Origin of the sequence: Methylobacterium sp. UNC378MF, assembly GCF_900103195.1 — a bacterium.
In the GTDB taxonomy this organism is placed as follows: domain Bacteria; phylum Pseudomonadota; class Alphaproteobacteria; order Rhizobiales; family Beijerinckiaceae; genus Methylobacterium.
In genome coordinates this window covers 72,067-90,540 of the sequence record NZ_FMWU01000007.1, presented here as the reverse complement: position 1 = coordinate 90,540, position 18,474 = coordinate 72,067, and the positions used below count along the sequence as shown (strand labels likewise).

The window sequence follows — 18,474 nt, the reverse complement described above, 5'->3', positions numbered from 1 at the left end:
CGATGAGCACCTACACGTCGACGGATCTGCCGGCCGGCCTCGGCGAGCGCCGCCCGTCCGGGCTGGCCGCCGCCTTCCTGATCGCCCTGGGCCTGCATGCGCTCGCGCTGGCCGCGATGATGTTCCTGCGGCTCGCCCCGCCCGCGCCGCCCGGCGAGCAGCAGATCACCGTCGACCTGGCGCCGCTCATGACCGATGCGGCGACCGAGGCTCCGGCGGAGCAGCAGATGAGCCAGGAGGCCCCGCCGGAGACCAAGCCGGTGGACACGCCGCCCGATGAGGCCGTGCAGCCCCCGCCGCCGACCGAGATGACTGAGGTCAAGCCCGAAGATACCCAGGCGGTCGAGGTGCCCCCGGAGGCGCAGCCGGTCGAGGCGCAGAATCAGGTGATCACCTCGACGTCCGAGGCCGCCGAGCCGCAGACGCCGCCGCCCGCCGAGGTCGCCAAGACCGAGCCGCCGCCGAAGCCGACGCCCGATCCCGCCAAGCTCAAGGCGGAGCGGGAAGCCAAGCTGCGGAAGATCCGCGAGGAGAAACTCCGCGAGCAGAAGCGGGAGGAAGCGCGGCAGGAGCGCCTGGAGGAGATCCGCGAGGCGAAGGCCAAGGCGGCTCGCGAGGCCAAGGCGCGGGAAGCCAAGGCACGGGCGGGCGCCGAGCGGAGTTCGGCGTCGTCCTCGCGCGAGAATGCTCCCGGCCGTGCCGCTGCGGGCAATGATCCGAGCGCCATGCGCCAGTGGCAGGGCGCGATCAGCGCGGCGATCCACAGCCGGATGAACGTGAACGCGGCCGTTGGGACCGGTGGCGGGACCGCGGTGGTGCGCTTCACCGTGATGCGCTCGGGACAGGTCACGGGCGCGGGCGTCGCCCGCTCGAGCGGAGTCGGCCAGATCGACAACGCCGCCCTGGCGGCGGTGCGCGGCAGCATGCCGGCGGCACCCCCAGGTGTTACGCAGTCGAGCTTGTCCGTCTCTATTCCGCTCAACTTCCGCGTGCGCTGAACCGACATCGATCGGGTTCCACTGGTTTCAGCAGACCTGGAACCCGATCGACTTTATCGGCGGCTTTGAGACGAATGATGTGTGTCGTCAGTCTCATCGCGCGATCCGGATTCGCCATTTGCGCCGCGGGCATGCTAAAGCGTTCGTCAACCTGCTCTCCTTGTGCGCCGGACGGCGATGCGGGAGGGCGGCCGATCCGGCCTCACCCCGCCCCTCGAACAGGCCGGACCCGCTCAGACTCCGTCCCGCGCAGGATGTGCAGGGTTGGATCCGTCGAGCCGGGGTGAAAGGGACAGGATGAGCGACGATACCGAGTATGACCTCGACGAGGTGAATTCCGTCCGCGACGCGGAAGCGGAAGCGAAGACACGCGCCGACAACCGCGCCGAGCGCGCCGAACGGGCGGAACGCATGGCGCGCGAAGGCGCCCAGGCGATGGCGGAACATCACGCGGCCATCAAGGCGGTGGACGAGCGGACGGTCCGGTTGCGCTCGATGCGCCTCGCCAAGGAAGCCGCGGATGCGCAGACCAAGGCCGCCGAGAAGGAAGCCAAGGCTGCCGCCAAGGGCGCCGCGAAGAAGGCCGTGAAGAAGGCCGCACCCAAGAAGACGACCGCGAAGGATTAGGTGTCGATGGCCGAGGACCGCAACCGCCGCCGCTTCACCGACCCGCGTGCGACCGCCGAGGCGGCTTTCCGGGCCGCCACGTCACCGAAGCCGGCCGCTCCGGCGCCGCAGCCGGTCGCGCGGCCCACGACGATCCCCGGCTCTCGGGAGGTGGTGAGCCTGCGACTCGACAGCGCCGTTCTCGCTTATTTCCAGAAGGATGGGCCGGGCTGGCAGGACCGCATCAACGAGGCCCTCAAGAGCCTCGTTCCGGCGGTCGACGCCTGAGACATCCGCCGAGCCGGAGAGCGGCCAGATCTCAACCCGGCTTCGGCCGGTCCCGCAGGATCCGGTTCACGGCCCGGTCGAGAGCTGACAGGAAGGCCGACCGGTCAGCGCGCGAGAACGGCTTCGGCCCACCCGTGATGGTCCCGGCTTCCCGCAGTGACTGCATCAAGTCGCGCGTGGCGAGCGCGAGGCCGATCGAGGATTCGCTGAACGGCTTGCCGGTGAAGGCCAGAACCGTGGCGCCCGCCTTGACGCAACGCGCCGCCAGCGGGACGTCGGCGGTGAGCACGATGGTCCCCGGCCCGGCCCGCGCGGCGATCCAATCGTCGGCGGCGTCGAGTTCCGATCCGACCACCACGCGCTCGATCCAGGGCTCGCGCGGAAGGTTCAGCACGCTGTTGGCGACGACGTGAACGGTGAGGCCATAGCGAAGGGCCACCCGATAAGTCTCGTCCTTGACCGGGCAGGCATCGGCATCGAGATAGATCGGCGGCCCTGACGGCGCGGCGCTCATAGCGGTGCTCACGGGCGGGGAACGAGTTTCGAGGTGAAGCCTGCCAGGATCAGGAGCACGCCCAGGCCGAACTGCCAGCGCTCGATGTCGCCGCCCACCGACAGCACGATGGCGCGGCCGAAAACCGCGACCCCGATCAGCGGCAGGCCGAAGCGGAGCGCCATCTTCACGGCGATGAGGGTGTTTGCGCGGGCCGCGCTGACCTGCGCCATCAACGGGCCAGCGCAGCGCGGCGCGGCGCCAGATCCGCCACGGCGGCGCTCTCGGCGGGCCCGCGTTCCAGCGTCGCCACGGAAAGCGGCGCACCGCGCCCGCGGAGGGCATGGGCACCGAGGGATCGCGCCCGGATGCCGGTGGGAAGGCGCGGCAAGCGACCGAGGAGATCCTGCGAGATCAGGATGCCGACGCCGAGCGGGCGGCACAGGGCTTCGATCCGCGACGTCACGTTCACGGCGTCGCCGAAATACGCGATCTTGTGGCGGTCGACCCCGACTTCGGCCGTGACCACCGGGCCGCCGTGCAGCGCCGCCCGCAGCCGCGGCACCGTCCCGAACCGGGTGGTCCAGGCCGCGGCATCCGCGTCGATCCGGTCGAGCACCTCGAACAGGCACGTGATGCAGCGCGCATCCTTCAGGCCGCGGGCCATTGGCCACGTCACCATGGCGAGATCGCCAACATAGTCATCCACGGAGCCGCCGTTGCGCCGCACCGGTTCGGCCAGAGTCGCGAAGACGGCGCCGAGATATTCCTGGGCGCGCAGGTCGCCGTGGGTCTCCGCGAAGGCGGTGGAGCCGACGACGTCGAGGAACAGGAAGATCCGTTCCTCCTCCACCGGCTTGTGGTAGCGGCCGATCATGAAGTTCACGAACACCTCGCCGCCGATCAGGTCGCGCATCCGGATCACGAAGACGAGGAGGCCCGACACCGCCAGGGCGTAGGCCAGGACCCGCGCGGTCATGCGGGTCGCCGAGGTGAGGTCGTCCGGTGTCAGGGCGAAGGTCCACACGACGAGACCGCCGAGGGCGTTGCCCGCCATGATCATCAGCACATAGGCGAGTTCCGCGGCCAGGACGTACAGCCAGGCCGGCAGCCGGCGTATCCGTGCCTGCAGCCCGGCCAGGATCAAGCCGCGGTCGAAGGCCAGCACCGTGGCGCCCATGCAGAGGCCGTAGGTGAAGCCGGCGATGGGAGAGGCACCGGCCGCAAAGATGATGTTGTAGAGCAGCCCCGCCCCGGCCGCCGCCAGCAGGATCAGACCCCAGAATATCCGATGGGCCGGCAGCATCGACGCATCTCCAGCATGGCCACATGACGGACCGGGTGTCGCGTGGCCGGGCGCGGCGGCGCTGTGCGGAGAGGCGCCGGCGTGGCAAGCCCGCGCCGCCGGACTTCGGGCTCAGGCCTAAAGTTTAGCGTCGCGGAAGGCCGCCAGCCATTGCTCAACGCCCCAAGATGGCGCGAGTAAGGCGTGCCGGGTTGTTCAACGGCAGAGCCGTGACATGCCTGCGGCCCGGAGCCCAACCGGATCGCCGCCGGCAACCCCTGTGACAGCGAAGAGGGAGCGCTGCCATGTACGCCAGGAGCTTCGGCGCGACCCGTGTCTCGGTGCCGGTCATCGGCCAGGGCACGTGGCACATCGACAGTTCGGACCGGTCGGACGCGATCCGTGCGTTGCGGGCCGGGATCGACGCCGGCATGACCCATATCGACACCGCGGAAATGTATGGCGACGCGGAAGCGATCGTGGCCGCCGCCATCGCGGATTGCCGCGAGGAGGTGTTCCTCGTCTCGAAAGTGGTGCCGGCCAACGCGACACGCCGCGGCGTCGCGCGGGCCTGCGAGGCCTCGCTCCGTCGGCTGCGGACGGACCGGCTGGACAGCTACCTGCTGCACTGGCCGGGACAGCATCCGCTCGAGGAGACGATCGCGGGCTTTGAGGACCTACGCCGGGCGGGCAAGATCCTGTCCTGGGGCGTCAGCAATTTCGACGTCGAGGATCTCGACCGGGCCCGCGCTATCGCCGGACCCGACCGGATCGCCTGCAATCAGGTGCTCTACCACCTGAACGAGCGGGCGATCGAACACGCCGTGCTGCCCTGGTGCGAGAAGCACGCCGTCGCGATGGTCGGCTACTCGCCCTTCGGCAGCGGCGACTTCCCAGACCCGGCCAGCGCCGGCGGCCGCGTGCTGGCCGGCATCGCGCACAACCATGGGACGACGCCCTACGCTGTGGCCCTCGCCTTCCTGACCCGGCTGCCCGGCACCTTCACGATCCCGAAGACCGGCCGCCCGAGCCGGGCCATCGAGAACGCGGGCGCGGCGGACCTGCATCTCGGCGCGGCCGAGGTCGCCCTGATCGACGCGCATTTCCCGCGGGGACCGAGGCCTCGGATCCTGCCGATGCTGTGAGACCTGCGTCGGCTCAGGCCCGCAGCGCCAGGGTGACCGGATCGGGCGGCGCGGCGGCCCGAACCCGATTGCGTCCGGCCGTCTTGGCCGCGTACAGCGCCGCGTCCGCCGCGGTGAACAGCGTTTCGGGCGGATCGCCGCCGCCGGGATTGGCACAGGCGACGCCGATGGTCACCGTGGCGGTGCCTCCCACCTCCGGCGCATGGGGGATCCGGAGGTTCACCACCGCGCGGCGGATGCGCTCCGCCGCGACGCTGGCTGCGGTCACGTCGAGACCCGGCAGCAGCGCAACGAACTCCTCACCTCCGATCCGGAAACTGAGTCCGCCGACACCGAGCGTCCGGTGCAGGCAATCGGCCACCGCCTTGAGCACCTCGTCACCGCGCTGATGGCCGAAGCGGTCGTTGAACTGCTTGAAGTGGTCGGCGTCGACGATCATCAGGGCCAGGGGGGTCCGGAACTGCGCGGCCCGCGCCCATTCCACGGCGAAGTGCTCATCGTAGCTGCGCCGGTTCGGCAACCCGGTCAGGCCGTCGGTCCGGGCCAGCACCGCGAGCGCAGCGTTCGCTTCGCGCGTGGTTGCCTCCGCGGCCATGTGTTGCCCGACCTCCCGGTGAAGCAGGACCGTCAGCCCCAGGGAGAGGATGCACAGGAACAGGATCAGGACGCCGACGATCGCCGCCTTGTAGATCCAGACGGCGCGGATGCTGTCGACGTCCGTGGCCACGGTTACGATCAGCGGCAGATCCTCAAGATCGGCGAAGCTGTAGACCCGCTCCACACCATCCAGGAACGACCGCCCCTGGAACTCGCCGCGGGTTTGCGACCGATAGGTCTTGTAGCCCGCGCTCGCGCCGATGCTCTGCCCGAGCGCGTCCGGCCGTGCCGGCGCGCGGATCAGCAGCGTCCCGTCCCGATGAAAGACGTTCAGAGCGATCCCATCGTCGAAGTGCAGACGGTCGAACAGCGCCTGGAAATGCTCCAGCATGATCGATCCGGACACGATCCCCGCGAAGGTGCCGTCGGGAGTCTGGATCCGCCGGGTCATGCGGATGATCGGCTCTCCGGTCAGACGGGAACGGGTCGGCCCGGAGAGGATCAGGCCGACATCGGGGTCGGCGCGGTGGATCTGGAAATTCGGCAGCGTGCTCATGTTGAGCCGGTTCCGCCCGTCGGCATCGCTCGTCATCCGGACATCGCCGGCCGCATCCGTGATGACGATCGGGCCGAGACCGGAGCCCGCGACCGCGGTGTCGAACAGGGCCAAGCGCCGGAGTTCCGGATCGAGGGCGGCGATGTCCGGACGGCGCGCGAGGCGCGCGGAACTCTGCAGGGAGAGGTCGTAGACCCGCAGGCTGTGGCCGACGCCCTCCTCGATCACCGCCAGCAGGTTCGCGGCATTGCGGCGCGCGTTGTGCCAGGCCACGTCGCGCAGATCGAGACACAGATAGACGCCGAGCAGCGTCAGGCAGAGCACCAGACATGTGCCGCCCGCCGCGATCGTGCGCGAGGCGCGATCGGCGAGGTGGGCTCGGATCGCTGTGGCAGTCGCGCGCAGGACCATGGGCTCGGTCGGATCGCCGCCGGCCGCGCCATTGCGGCCGGCGGACTTCCTGTCAGTCCGATCTTATGACGGTGAAGATTGAAAAAGGCGTTATTCGCAGCGTTAAGATACGCACAATTGCTGCCGATACTAATACAGGCAAGACAAATGTGACTGCTGACCCGACAAAGGCGGACCCGATCCGAACTCGGCGGTACGGCGAGCAGGCGCGCGTCGGCGCGGTGCGGCCGGCATCCGGCCCGGGACACGCGCTGACGCGCAACCACCGACGCTCATGAAGCGTCAGTCGCCGATCCCGAACAACTTTTCGATGAAGTTGCGATCGTCCTTCTGGCCACGCCGCGAGGGCGCGGCCTGACGCGGTGCGGGCGCGTCCGGTTCGCCCAGGATCTGCCCGAGCAGCCCGCCGGGGGCGGCCGGGGCGGCGCTCGCGACGGAGGCTGTCGTCTCCGGCTGCCGACGCCAGCGGTTCAGGCCGGGAAGCGGAACAGGGGTCTGCCCCTTCAGCGCCTGGGTCATGTAGGTCTTCCAGATCTCCGCAGGCAGATTGCCGCCGGTGACCTTCTTGGTGAGTTCGCCGTCGTCGTTACCGAGCCAGACCCCGGTCACGAGGCTGCCCGAGTAGCCCATGAACCAGGCGTCGCGGTAATCCTGGGTGGTGCCGCTCTTGCCGGCCAGGTCCCAGCCCGGGATGTCGGCCTTCTTGCCGGTGCCGCTGACGAAGGTCTCGTGCATCATCGCGTTCATCATGCCGTCGGCATTGGCGTCGATGACCCGTCCGAGACCATTGTCGGACCGCTTGTAGAGAACCTTTCCGTCCTGATTCTTCACGGCGGTGACCACGTAGGGGATCACACCGTTGCCGCCATTGGCGAAGGCCCCGTAGGCGCCGACCATCTCCAGGAGCGTGACCTCGGACGTGCCGAGGGCGATGGAGCCGTTGGCCTGGAGCGGCGAGGTGATGCCGAGCCGCTGCGCGGTCTGCACAACGGTCTTCGGGCCGACCTCCTGACCGAGCCGCACCGCGACTGTGTTGAGCGACTGGGCGAGCGCCGTCCGCAGAGTGACGGCCCCCTCGTACCGGTGTGAGTAGTTCTCCGGCGCCCAGTTGCCGATCCGGATCGGTGCGTCCTCCCGGACCGTGTCGGGCGTGGCGCCGTGCTCCACGGCAGCGAGGTAGACGAAGGGCTTGAACGAGGAGCCGGGCTGGCGCTTCGCCGTCGTGGCGCGGTTGAACTGACTCTGGGCGTAGTCGCGGCCGCCGATCAGCGCGCGGATCGCGCCGTCGGGCCGCATCGAGACCAGCGCGCCCTGGCTGACATTGAAGCGCGCGCCCTTGGCGTTGAGTTCGTCGGTGAGCGCCTTCTCGGCGGCGGCCTGCAGGCTTGGGTCGACGGTGGTCTGGACCGTGATGTCGGTTTCGAACTTGCCGACGTAATCGTCGAGCACGTCCATCACGAGGTCGGCGACATAGTTGGCGGAGCCGCCGCCACGGGCATTGGCCGGCTTTGCCGGCTGCGCGAGCGCCACCTTGACGTCCTGCGGCGCAGCGAAGCCCAGTTCCTGCATGGCGGCAAGCACCTGGGCGGCGCGCGCCTGGGCGGCTGGGAGGTTGCGGTTCGGTGCGAGCCGCGACGGCGCCTGCACGAGGCCGCCGAGCATCGCGGCCTGGGCGAGGCTCACCTCCTTGGCGGGCTTGCCGAAATAGCGCTGCGCGGCCGCCTCGACCCCATAGGCGCCGGCGCCGAAATAGACGCGGTTCAGGTAGAGTTCGAGGATCTCGTCCTTGGTGTACTTGTGCTCCAGCCAGAGCGCGAGGATCGCCTCCTGGATCTTCCGCGAGGCGGAGCGCTCCGGAGTCAGGAACAGGTTCTTGGCGAGCTGCTGCGTCAGGGTCGAGCCGCCCTGCGCAACGCCGCGCCGCGTCAGGTTCTGGCCGATGGCCCTCAGGATGCCGACCGGATCGACGCCGAAATGCTGGTAGAAGCGGCGATCCTCGATCGCCACGAAGGCGCGCGGCAGGTAGGGCGGCAGCTCCTTGATCGATACGACGCGGCCGCCCGTCTCGCCGCGATTGGCGAGCAGCGAGCCGTCACTCGCCAGGATGGCGATGTTGGGCGGCCGCTTCGGCACCGCGAGCTGGTCGATCGGCGGCAATTGCGACGCATGGTAGGCGATCAGCCCGGCAAGCCCGATGACCCCCCAGAGTCCGAGGACCACGGTCCCATAGACGATGCGACCGAGCCAGGAGCGCCGGCGGCGCCCGCGGCCCGTCGCTTTCGCCCGTCCTGTCGTCCGGGACGGCGCCTTGCCGGGCTGCCGCGCTGCTCCGCCTGATCGCTTCGCCACGCCGTCTCCTGCCCCGGGCCGGTCCTCCCGGGACAGGCGCAGATCGAGTTCGCCGCGATCCCGAACGCGCCCCTCGGGCACGTCGAAATTCGGCTCAATCCTGCCCCGCCCCTTGGCCATGCATCCCGTCTTCAAATGTTCCGCCGCAACACGCGTCTCAGACGCGCAGCAGGACGGTTTCCGCACGCTAAATGCGGCGGTTTAAGGGGCCGTTATCGAAGCGTTCGGCTCCCGTTCCAGGTCGCGGGCGCCAATGTGCCTCACCGCTCCGCCGTCGGCGTCGTGGGCTCCGCGCCCAGCACCCGTCGGGCTTCCGCGAGCAGAACGGGATGGCGGGCCGATTGCGGACCGGAATCCGGCGTCTCGCGGCCCAGCCGGGCGATGCGCGACAGGAACAGGCGCCGGCGCAGGCCGAACCGCCCGATGCTCATCACCAGCGCCTGAAGCACGAGGCGGACCGCCTCCGTCCGCTCGCGCTCCTCCACGAGGGCCGCCGACAGAGCCGCCTCGCGGCCGAGGGCAGCCTCCAGATCCGCCCGGACGGTGGCGCGGTCCGCCTCGTCCTTTCGCGCGGCGTCGAGCTGAATCCGGCACTCCTGCAGCGCGCTGAGCAGTAGAAGCTCCTGCGCGGACGCATCCCTCATCAAGGCCTCCTGAGGCGCTGTTTTCCGCCCGCGAGCGGGTCATTCCGTCCGCTCATGATCGCGTCGGCGGCGGACCGGCCCGCGCGGATCCGTCCGCGACGCCATAGCGAGCGCGGCCGCTGGTCGGAAGCCGCCGACCGGATTATTCGGCACGCGGACCGCAAACCAAGGGGGAATCGGGGACGTGCAGATTCGGATCGCTCTGGCCTTCGGGGCCATCGCGCTGGGCGGCGGGGCTCTCGCACCGGCTCCGGCCCAGGCCTATCAACTCGACACGGTGAATCTCGTCGGCTGCGCGCAGGACGGCGGCGTCTGCCGGATGCCTTACCCGACCAACGTCTATTACGGCGTACCCGGCCGGACCAATGGCCGGCCGTTCCCACAGGGCGGCGTCGTGCCCTGCAACAGCCAGACCTTCGGCGATCCGGCACCCGGTCAGGCGAAGAGTTGCTGGTACGCGCCCCGCATCACCGCAGGTGGCGCAGGCGGCGGCTATGGCGGCGGCGGCTATGGCGGCGGAGGCGGCTATCGGAACGACGGCTACGACAGCCGGCGCGACTCCGACCGCTATGGCCGCGACTACGACCGCCCGCCCGCGCGCCGCCCGTATGATGAAGATTATGAGCCCGGGCCACGCCGCTATCGGGGCGATCCGGACGATTATTGATCTCGGCCAGCCAGAGCGGACACAGGATCGTATTGGCCCTGTTAACCGCCATCCGGCATCGTCCGGGGCCGCGGAGGCCGTCTCCGCGGGGTCGCGTGACCGGACGGAGGAGTCGATGACGGAGAATCGCCGCGGCGCTTTCCGGAAGAACGCCTTCACCTTCGGCGCGGTGCTGCTCGACGGCGGCGAAGTCAGCTGCCTGGTCTGGGACGCGACTGAGGTCGGCGCGCAGATCGAGGTCGAGGACGATCAGGCCGTGCCGGATCGGTTTCCGCTGCGCGTCAGCGCGGACGCCGAACCGCGCCCGGCCGCGGTGGCGTGGCGACGCAGCCGTCGGATCGGCATCGCCTTCGAGGGCTGAGGCCGACCGCCTCAGGTCGGCTGGAGGGCCGGGCGCGTCCGCGGCACCGACCCCACGAGCCGGAACCGGCGGGGCCGCACGAACAGCAGATCGAGCGCCGTGCCCCGAACCAGCCGCTCCACCGCCAAAGGCAGCAGCACCGCCAGCGTCATGACCGTGAGGCTCGCGAGCCCGATATCGGCGATCGTGCCGGTGCGGACCAGGATCTCCCGGGTCGCCGCCATGGGCAGTGGAAAGGCGAGGTAGATCACGATCGAGCGCTGGCCGCAGGTTCGGACAGCCTCGGCGATGGGCCCGCCGGCGCGGCCGATCAGCGTGGCCACCACCACGATCGCGAGGGCACCGGCGGCGCCGAGGGCGAGGCTCACCAGCGGCACGCTCGCGAGCGTCGGATAATCTGGCAAGCCCGACGGGGTCAGCGCGAGCCAGCCCTCGAGGCCTGCCCAGGCGGCAAGGCCGCACAGGGCGAGAGGGACGTGGCGGCGCGCCGTGTCGGCGAGCGCGAAGATGCGGTCGGCGAACAGGTAACCCGCGAGAAAGAAGATGTAACGGGCGCAGAACTCCTCGATCAGGGTCGAGTCGCTGCGGATGTCGGCGATCTGCAGGAGGGCGGCACCGGCGAGCAGCACGCCGCCGGGCAGCCGGTGCAGGACCTTGGTGACGACCGAGAACACCGCCAGCAGGTAGATGAACCACAGGCTGGAATAGGGCTCGACCAGGGCATAAGCGAGGTGCTCCACAAAAGCCGCGGGACCAGCATCGCCGACGATCTTGCCGTATTTGGCGGCTGACTGGATCACCAGCCAGAGCAGGTAGAAATACGCGAAGTGGACGACCCGGCGGTCGGAGAACAGGCGCCAGTCGCGGTCGATCACCCGCCCCATGAACAGGCCTGACAGCAGGAAGAAGTCCGGGATCCGGAACGGCTTCGCGAAGGCGACGACCGGGTGGAGGAAACCCTCGCCGCCCATGGCCTCACCGGTGCCGGTGACCGAATGCATCATGACGACCAGGAGGATGCAGATCCCCTTGGCGATATCGACCCAGGCGAGCCGATCCCCCCTATCTCCGACCCCGGCCATCGTCCCACCCTCGCGATCGGAGCGATCCTGGACCGGTTCGGGTTGACGGCAAGGAACGCGGCGGCCGCCACCTGCGGATGTGACGAACGGTCGGTAAACGCCGGCCGCTCAGATCTTGCGCCGCGCCGATTGCCGCGCGCGTGTCATGCGCGTGGCGGCGTGGAAATCGTCGGGCTTGCCGCGGACCCAGAGGAGGAAGCGGGCGATCTCCGGATCGGCGCGCAGGGCCTCGACATCCGCGAGGCGCTTGGCAATCTCGGCCTCGCTGTAGCGAGCGTGGATCGCCGAGTGGCAGATCTGGTGCAGCCGGACGGTGCCGCGATGGGTCCCGCCTTTCAGCTTCGGCGTTAGGTGATGGAGGCTGGAGCGGGCGCGGCGCGGGATCGGGCGCTCGCAGAGAGGGCAGACCGGGTCCGGGCGGCCCTGGACGCCCGGCGCGTCCTGATCCTCGGCGCTCCAGCGCTGCGAGCGCCGTCCGACCAAGCGAGCCTCCTCTCCTACTCGTGCTGATCGACCGGCTGCGGGCAGGCCTGACCGATCCGCTGGCCGAACAGCGCCTCGGCCTCGCGGTCCAGGGCCCCCAGGATGGACACGTGATCGCCCGGAATCACGTCGATCCGCGTCCGCGGCCCGGCCGCCTCGGCGAGGCTCCGCGCCAGCTTGACCGGCACCACCGTGTCGTCGCGGCCCTGCACGATCAGAAGCGGCTCGATCCCGCCTCGGATGCGCAGATCCGAGCGGTACGTGTCGCGCAGGAGCCAGATCGGGGCTAGCGGGACATGCAGCCGCACGGTGTGGGTCATCGAGTCAAAAGGCGCCTCCAGGTAGAGGCCGATCGCCGGCACATGTTCGGCGACAGCGACCGCTACGGCGGCGCCCAGCGAGTGGCCGTGGAGCAAGATCGGCGCGCCGGGCGCCCGCGCCCGCGCGGCCTCGACGGCTGCGAGCCCGTCGCGGATCAGCCCGTCCTCACTGGGACTGCCGGTCGAGCCGGGATAGCCGCGATACGCCACGGTCAGCAGACCCCAGCCGCGCGCCCGCCACGGCTCCGCGGCGAAGCGCGCCGCGTGCGGTTCCGGGCGTGATCCGTTGCCGTGAAAGCTGACGATGACGCCGCAGCCTGGCCGCGGCGCGCGCCAGAGGCCGTGAAGGGTCTCGCCATCCTGGGTCGCGACCGTGATGGTCGCAATCCCGGGCGGCACCGGCCGTGGGGGCGGTGGGTCGAAGGCTCCGGGATAGAGGAAGCGGCGCTGTCCGAGGGCGAGCGCGGCGCAGGCCAACCCGCAGAGCAGGAACGCGGCGAGCGGGAGGCCGGCGAGGAGACGCATGGGATGCGGGGACGCGGGCGTACGAATGCGTTCGGACGGACGGTTTTCGGGAAGTGTTTTCTAGGGCGGCCGGTCAGCATTGACAAAGCCGTCCGCGGGCCCGAGTCTGGAACCGTTCCGAGGGGGGCCCTGCAGGGGGCTGAGATTGGGCGCGCTGCCCTGACCCTTGAACCTGATCCGGCTCATACCGGCGGAGGGACGGGAACCTGCGGTCGCCTCTCGCGCGGCCTCATCTCATCTCGGCCATCGCGTGGACCGGACCGCTCCAGCACGAGGAGAGGCCCACGATGAACGCACCCGTTCTCCCCAAGGACGTGAAAGGCAGCCCCGAGACCGTGACCACGGGTCCGGTCACCGGATCGCGCAAGGCTTATGCGAGCCCGGCTGGCCGGCCGGACATCCGCGTCCCCTATCGCGAGATCGTCCTCTCCGATCCGAAGGAGGAACCGGTGCGGGTCTACGACCCGTCGGGCCCCTATACCGAGACCGAGGCCCGCATCGACCTCAACGCGGGCCTCCCCGGCGTGCGCGAGCCCTGGATCGCCGCGCGCGGCTACGCGGCCGTCGCGCCGCGGGCGGTGAAGCCCGAGGATAACGGCTTCGCGGGCGACAAGCTCGTGGCCCCCTGCCCCGCCGAGCGGACCATCCGCAAGGCGGCACCCGGCCAGTTGGTCACCCAGTACGAGTTCGCCCGCGCCGGGATCATCACCGAGGAGATGATCTACGTCGCCCATCGCGAGAATGTCTGCCGCGAGACGATGCTCGCGGGCGCCGAGGCCGCGCTCGCCGACGGCCAGAGCTTCGGCGCCTCGGTCCCGCCCTTTATCACCCCCGAATTCGTGCGCGACGAGATCGCCCGCGGCCGGGCGATCATCCCAGCCAACATCAACCACACCGAGCTGGAGCCGATGGCGATCGGCCGGAACTTCCTGGTCAAGATCAACGCCAATATCGGCAACTCGGCGGTGACGTCCTCGGCGGCGGATGAGGTCGAGAAGCTCGTCTGGTCGATCCGCTGGGGCGCCGACACGGTCATGGACCTGTCCACGGGCCGCAACATCCACAACATCCGCTCGTGGATCATCCGCAACAGCCCGGTCCCGATCGGCACGGTGCCGATCTACCAGGCGCTGGAGAAGGTCGGCGGCGACCCGCTCAAGCTCGACTGGGAGGTCTTCAAGGACACGCTGATCGAGCAGGCCGAGCAGGGCATCGACTACTTCACCATCCATGCCGGCGTGCGCCTGGCCCACGTGCCGCTGACAGCCCGGCGCGTCACCGGCATCGTCTCGCGCGGCGGCTCTATCATGGCGCGCTGGTGCCTCGCCGGGCACCGGGAATCGTTCCTCTACGAGCGGTTCGACGAGATCTGCGACATCATGCGGGCCTACGACGTGTCATTCTCGCTGGGCGACGGCCTGCGCCCGGGCTCGATCGCCGACGCCAACGACGCCGCGCAGTTCGGCGAGCTGGAGACGCTGGGGGAGCTGACCAAGGTCGCCTGGGACAAGGGCTGCCAGGTGATGATCGAGGGCCCCGGCCATGTGCCGATGCACAAGATCAAGGTCAACATGGAGAAGCAGCTGAAGGAGTGCGGCGAGGCGCCGTTCTACACCCTCGGCCCGCTGACCACCGACATCGCCCCCGGCTACGACCACATCACCTCGGGCATCGGCGCCGCGATGATCGGCTGGTTCGGCACCGCGATGCTCTGCTACGTCACCCCGAAAGAGCATCTGGGGCTCCCCGACCGGGACGACGTGAAGACCGGCGTCATCACCTACAAGATCGCCGCCCACGCCGCCGACCTCGCCAAGGGCCATCCCGCCGCGCAACTGCGCGACGACGCACTCAGCCGCGCCCGGTTCGACTTCCGCTGGGAGGACCAGTTCAACCTCGGCCTCGATCCCGATACGGCCCGCCGCTACCACGATGAAACCCTGCCGAAGGACGCTCACAAGGTCGCGCATTTCTGCTCGATGTGCGGGCCGAAATTCTGCTCGATGAAGATCACGCAGGATCTGCGCGCCGAGGTGCTGGCGATGGAGGAGGCCGGCGAGGTCGTGGGCGCGTCGCCCATGATGTCGAAGGCCGAGGCCGAGGCCGGCATGCGGGCGAAGTCGCAGGAATTCCTGGCCGAGGGCGGCAAGCTCTACGTCGACGCCGCCGAGTGAGACGGCGGCACGCCCGGTCCGCTCAGGATCCGGGCGTGCCGCACCCGCTTCCCGGGGATCCGCCGTACGGAGCCGCGATATCGAGAGCGGCGCCCGGGCGGGCGCCATAGGCGTCGTGCAAGGTCGCGAGCATCAGGTCCGCCGCGATGCCGCTCCCGGCGGCCCCTCGTCGAGAAAGCAGCACGGATTTGTGTCACGGCGGTAACGGGATGTTCATCGCATCTCCGACCATCGGCCAGCCTCCAGTGGACCAGGCACAGCCCTTAACCGATGATTAGGCAGGTGCCCGGCTGAATCCTCCGATCACAGGATCGTAGGAGACCGGCCATGGAGATCCGCCAGCTGACAGCCACGACGCCGGGACCTCAGGGCCTCGATGCGCTGGGAGCCACGGCCGCCGCCGCCGTGACGCAGGAGGCGCCCGAGCCCCAGACGAGTACCGCGCCGCTGGAACCCGCGGTGAAGCTCGACATCGGTACGAGCGGCGGCAAGGCACGCTACATACAGGATCCGGACACCAGTTCGATCGTCTTCCAGGTCGTCGATCCGGCGTCGGGCAACGTCATCGATCAGCTGCCGAGCGAGACCGCTCTGCGCAATCGCGCCTACGATTCCGCGCGCGGCACGCATGGATCGCAGGCCGGAAGCCTCTCCCGCGTCGCCTGAACGCCCGCGCTCAGGCGCGCAGCCGGCGGACAGGCTCGTCGATCGGGACGGCGCCCAGGCCGAACTGCGCCAGGGACAGGACCTCGACCGGCGCATCCCGCCGCGCGATGACGACGCTGTTCTCGGCGACGGCCGTCCAGGTCGCGTGATCCCGGTCGAGCGGCTCCGAGGCGACGACCACGCCGCCCTCCGAGGTGCGGTAATAGAGCGAGTTGGCCTTGTCGTTGGCGGCGTACCGGAACGCGTAGAGGTCGCGTCCGTTCGCGAGGGCCGCGGTGAAGCGGAACGGATGCGTCCCGGCCAAGTCCGTGAGCGCGGCGAGCGCACGTGCCGTCGCCTCCACCGGGTCGTGGCGCGGGCCCGGCCCCATCAGCCCGCAGCCGAGCAGGCCCAGGAAGATCGCCTCCGAATCGGTGGTCCCGGCACGCGACGGGTAGAGTTCGTCGGGGATTAGGGCCTCGACCGGCCGCCGCAGGCGACTCCAGTCGCCGATATAGCCGTTATGCATGAAGAGCCACGGGCCGCAGGCGAAGGGATGGCAGTTCGGTCGTGTGATCGGCGTGCCCGTTGCGGCGCGCACATGCGCGAAGAACAGGTGCGAGTGCAGGTGCCGGCACAGGTAGCGCAGGTTATCGTCCGACCAGGCGGGCTGAACCTCCCGGTAGCGACCCGGCTCCGGGTGATCGCCGTACCAGCCGAGGCCGAACCCGTCGCCGTTGGTGGCCGCGGTCGATTCGAGCGCCTGGATGCTCTGCGAGACGAGGCTGTGGGACGGCTCGGTGACGTAGTGCTCCAGCGGGATGGTGCGGCCCGCATAGGCGATCCAGCGGCACATCGACAGGCTTCTCCGGGTGAGTGTCGATCGGCTGATCCGGGACGATCGTGGACAAAGCGCGGCACCTTGAGGGCTGCGTCGATCACGATTGGTCGCGAAAGCCGTGCCGCGGCGGGTTTCAGACGCCGTGCGTCTGAAGCCAGCTCTCCAGAAGGGCCACCTGCCAGAGCTTCGAGTTGCCCTTGGGCGTGAGCGTACCGTCCGGGTCGGCGAGCAGATGATCGACATAGGCGCGGTTGAAGATGCCGCGGTCGCGCGCCTCGGGCCGGTCGAGGATGGTGCGAACATAGTCGAGGAACGGCCCTCGGATGTGCTTCAGGGCGGGGACCGGGAAATAGCCCTTCTTGCGGTCGATCACCTCTGCCGGAACCACCGCGCGCGCGGCCTCCTTCAGGATGTATTTGCCGCCGCCGCGGACCTTCAGCTCCGCCGGGATGCGGGCGGCCAGCTCGACGAGGTCGTGGTCCAGGAAGGGGACCCGCGCCTCCAGACCGCAGGCCATCGTCATGTTGTCGACGCGCTTCACCGGGTCGTCGACCATCATGATCTGCTGGTCGAGTTGCAGCGTCTTGTCGATGGCGCTGGCGCTCGTCGATCGCTCAAAGAACGTGGCGATGTAGTCGGTGCTGTAATCGCCATTCAGCAGATCGGGCGCGAGTGCCTCGCGCATCTCGGCATGGTCGCGGTCGAAATAGGCCTTGGCGTAATCGGTGACCGGATCGGTCGAGCCCATCAGCTTCGGGTACCAGTGATAGCCGCCGAACACCTCGTCGGCGCCCTGACCGCTCTGGATCACCGTCACGTGCTTGGCGACCTCCTGGGAGAGCAGGAGGAACGCCACCGCGTCGTGACTCATCTGCGGCTCGGACATCGCCGCGATGGCCGCGGGAAGCGCCTCGAGGGTGCGCGAGCCGTCGACTGCGAGCTTCGTATGGTCGGTCGCGAAGGTCTCGGCGATGATGTCCGAGTACTTGAACTCGTCGCCCTCGACGCCGTTCACCGCGTCGAAGCCCACCGAAAAGGTCTTCAGGCCGGTCTGCCCGCTGCGCGCGAGCAGGGCCACCAAGAGCGAACTGTCGAGGCCGCCTGAGAGGAGGACCCCCGTCGGGACGTCGGCGACCTGCCGGCGCTCGACGGCGGTGCCGAGGGCTTCAAGAACGGCCTCCCTCCAATCCGCCTCGGTCCGGCCGCGGTCGGCCTCGCGGGGCCCGATCGTCAGCGTCCAATAGGTTGCGGCACGCTGCGTCCCGTCCCGCTCGATCGTCAGGATCGTCGCCGGTGCGAGCTTGCGAACGCCCTTGAGGATGGTGAGCGGCGCCGGCACGCCCGCGTGCCAGCTCATGTAATGGTGGAGGGCGGCGGGATCGATCCCGGTGTCGACATCGCCCGCGGCGAGCAGGGCCGGGAGCGACGAGGCGAAGCGGAATCGGCCTTTCGTCTCGCTGTAATAGAGCGGCTTTACGCCGAGGCGGTCGCGCGCCAGCACGACACGTCCGGAATCCCGCTCCAGGATTGCGAAGGCGAACATGCCGGCGAAACGCTCGACACAGGCACTTCCCCAGGCGTGATAGGCCTTCAGCACCACTTCCGTGTCGCTCGAGGAAAAGAACCTGTAGCCCCTCGCCTCGAGTTCGGCGCGCAACTCACGGAAATTGTAAATACAGCCGTTGAACACGATCGCGAGGCCGAGGCTCGGATCGACCATGGGCTGCTGCCCGGCCTCGGACAGGTCGATGATCTTGAGCCTGCGGTGGCCGAAGAGGACCCGGCCCGATCCGAAGAGACCCTCGCCGTCGGGCCCGCGCGGCCGCAGGCATCCCATCATGGCCTGGACGGAAGCGGGATCGGCCGGCCGGTCGAAGCAGATCTCACCGCAGATTCCGCACATGATGGCAGCTTGTTCTCGTTCCGGTTGCGCGACCGCTCCAAGGGAGCGAAACGGTGTGCGCGCGGCAGCGTTCCGCCGATTCGACGCGATTGTCGCGACGG

The 18,474-nt window shown here is 69.4% G+C and carries 19 protein-coding genes and 1 riboswitch; of the genes, 8 read left to right on the top strand and 11 right to left on the bottom strand.

Translation table 11 applies throughout. From position 1 onward, the window contains the following. The first annotated feature begins 2 nt into the window (after positions 1–2). The 3 genes from BLT59_RS09230 to BLT59_RS09220 all read left to right on the top strand — a co-directional run bounded on the left by BLT59_RS09230 (position 3) and on the right by BLT59_RS09220 (position 1,892). Positions 3–998, top strand: a complete 996-nt coding sequence (locus BLT59_RS09230; protein ID WP_091778929.1) for an energy transducer TonB family protein — start codon at positions 3–5, stop codon at positions 996–998. Positions 999–1,295: 297 nt separating this feature from the next. Beyond that, a complete protein-coding gene (locus BLT59_RS09225; protein WP_091778698.1) occupies positions 1,296–1,625 on the top strand; it encodes a hypothetical protein in 330 nt (109 codons plus the stop codon). 6 nt (positions 1,626–1,631) lie between these two features. Next, positions 1,632–1,892 carry a BrnA antitoxin family protein gene (locus BLT59_RS09220; RefSeq protein WP_091778695.1) on the top strand — a complete coding sequence of 87 codons (261 nt, stop codon included), beginning with the start codon at positions 1,632–1,634 and terminating at the stop codon, positions 1,890–1,892. Between the two features lie 31 nt (positions 1,893–1,923). Here BLT59_RS09220 and BLT59_RS09215 read toward each other — a convergent pair whose 3' ends face one another. From BLT59_RS09215 to BLT59_RS09205, 3 genes are read right to left on the bottom strand one after another with little or no spacing between them, the layout of a single operon-like run. Further along, positions 1,924–2,406 (bottom strand): YaiI/YqxD family protein, encoded by a 483-nt coding sequence (locus BLT59_RS09215; protein ID WP_091778693.1) that lies wholly within the window; start codon positions 2,404–2,406, stop codon positions 1,924–1,926. An 8-nt stretch (positions 2,407–2,414) separates the two neighbouring features. Further along, positions 2,415–2,618 carry a hypothetical protein gene (locus tag BLT59_RS09210; protein ID WP_091778691.1) on the bottom strand — a complete coding sequence of 68 codons (204 nt, stop codon included), beginning with the start codon at positions 2,616–2,618 and terminating at the stop codon, positions 2,415–2,417. Next, positions 2,618–3,691 (bottom strand): adenylate/guanylate cyclase domain-containing protein, encoded by a 1,074-nt coding sequence (locus BLT59_RS09205; protein ID WP_091778689.1) that lies wholly within the window; start codon positions 3,689–3,691, stop codon positions 2,618–2,620. The genes BLT59_RS09210 and BLT59_RS09205 overlap by 1 nt, the downstream gene beginning before the upstream one ends. Positions 3,692–3,975: 284 nt before the next feature. Here BLT59_RS09205 and BLT59_RS09200 point away from each other — a divergent pair, with 284 nt between their 5' ends. After that, positions 3,976–4,815: an aldo/keto reductase gene (locus BLT59_RS09200; RefSeq protein WP_091778687.1), complete on the top strand. Its 840-nt coding sequence runs from the start codon at positions 3,976–3,978 to the stop codon at positions 4,813–4,815. A gap of 13 nt (positions 4,816–4,828) precedes the next feature. On the opposite strand, the gene BLT59_RS09195 is transcribed toward BLT59_RS09200, so the two are convergent. The 3 genes from BLT59_RS09195 to BLT59_RS09185 all read right to left on the bottom strand — a co-directional run bounded on the left by BLT59_RS09195 (position 4,829) and on the right by BLT59_RS09185 (position 9,372). Then, positions 4,829–6,379 carry a GGDEF domain-containing protein gene (locus tag BLT59_RS09195; RefSeq protein WP_091778685.1) on the bottom strand — a complete coding sequence of 517 codons (1,551 nt, stop codon included), beginning with the start codon at positions 6,377–6,379 and terminating at the stop codon, positions 4,829–4,831. A gap of 282 nt (positions 6,380–6,661) precedes the next feature. Then, positions 6,662–8,848: a transglycosylase domain-containing protein gene (locus BLT59_RS09190; protein WP_091778683.1), complete on the bottom strand. Its 2,187-nt coding sequence runs from the start codon at positions 8,846–8,848 to the stop codon at positions 6,662–6,664. A gap of 140 nt (positions 8,849–8,988) precedes the next feature. Next, positions 8,989–9,372 (bottom strand): ATP-dependent helicase, encoded by a 384-nt coding sequence (locus tag BLT59_RS09185; protein ID WP_091778681.1) that lies wholly within the window; start codon positions 9,370–9,372, stop codon positions 8,989–8,991. A 184-nt stretch (positions 9,373–9,556) separates the two neighbouring features. On the opposite strand from BLT59_RS09185, the gene BLT59_RS09180 reads away from it, so the two are divergent. Both BLT59_RS09180 and BLT59_RS09175 read left to right on the top strand, forming a co-directional pair. After that, entirely contained in the window at positions 9,557–10,039 is a 483-nt protein-coding gene (locus tag BLT59_RS09180; RefSeq protein ID WP_091778679.1) for a hypothetical protein, read from the top strand. 115 nt (positions 10,040–10,154) lie between these two features. Continuing rightward, positions 10,155–10,400 (top strand): pilus assembly protein PilZ, encoded by a 246-nt coding sequence (locus tag BLT59_RS09175; protein ID WP_091778677.1) that lies wholly within the window; start codon positions 10,155–10,157, stop codon positions 10,398–10,400. 11 nt (positions 10,401–10,411) lie between these two features. On the opposite strand, the gene BLT59_RS09170 is transcribed toward BLT59_RS09175, so the two are convergent. The 3 genes from BLT59_RS09170 to BLT59_RS09160 all read right to left on the bottom strand — a co-directional run bounded on the left by BLT59_RS09170 (position 10,412) and on the right by BLT59_RS09160 (position 12,810). Then, positions 10,412–11,482, bottom strand: a complete 1,071-nt coding sequence (locus BLT59_RS09170; RefSeq protein WP_091778675.1) for an acyltransferase family protein — start codon at positions 11,480–11,482, stop codon at positions 10,412–10,414. 108 nt (positions 11,483–11,590) lie between these two features. Then, the gene (locus tag BLT59_RS09165; protein ID WP_091778673.1) at positions 11,591–11,965 is read right to left on the bottom strand and encodes an HNH endonuclease family protein; all 375 of its coding nucleotides are present in this window, start codon (positions 11,963–11,965) and stop codon (positions 11,591–11,593) included. Positions 11,966–11,979: 14 nt separating this feature from the next. Continuing rightward, positions 11,980–12,810 carry an alpha/beta hydrolase gene (locus BLT59_RS09160; RefSeq protein ID WP_091778671.1) on the bottom strand — a complete coding sequence of 277 codons (831 nt, stop codon included), beginning with the start codon at positions 12,808–12,810 and terminating at the stop codon, positions 11,980–11,982. Positions 12,811–12,920: 110 nt separating this feature from the next. Beyond that, positions 12,921–13,026: riboswitch (TPP riboswitch) on the top strand. A 71-nt stretch (positions 13,027–13,097) separates the two neighbouring features. Here BLT59_RS09160 and thiC point away from each other — a divergent pair. Both thiC and BLT59_RS09150 read left to right on the top strand, forming a co-directional pair. Next, positions 13,098–14,984: a phosphomethylpyrimidine synthase ThiC gene (gene thiC / locus BLT59_RS09155; protein ID WP_091778927.1), complete on the top strand. Its 1,887-nt coding sequence runs from the start codon at positions 13,098–13,100 to the stop codon at positions 14,982–14,984. 327 nt (positions 14,985–15,311) lie between these two features. Next, the gene (locus tag BLT59_RS09150) at positions 15,312–15,650 is read left to right on the top strand and encodes a FlaG family protein (RefSeq protein ID WP_091778669.1); all 339 of its coding nucleotides are present in this window, start codon (positions 15,312–15,314) and stop codon (positions 15,648–15,650) included. Positions 15,651–15,660: 10 nt separating this feature from the next. Here BLT59_RS09150 and BLT59_RS09145 read toward each other — a convergent pair whose 3' ends face one another. Then, positions 15,661–16,485: a class II glutamine amidotransferase gene (locus BLT59_RS09145; protein ID WP_091778667.1), complete on the bottom strand. Its 825-nt coding sequence runs from the start codon at positions 16,483–16,485 to the stop codon at positions 15,661–15,663. A 118-nt stretch (positions 16,486–16,603) separates the two neighbouring features. Next, positions 16,604–18,373 (bottom strand): N-acetylglutaminylglutamine amidotransferase, encoded by a 1,770-nt coding sequence (locus BLT59_RS09140; RefSeq protein WP_091778665.1) that lies wholly within the window; start codon positions 18,371–18,373, stop codon positions 16,604–16,606. Positions 18,374–18,474: the final 101 nt, after the last annotated feature.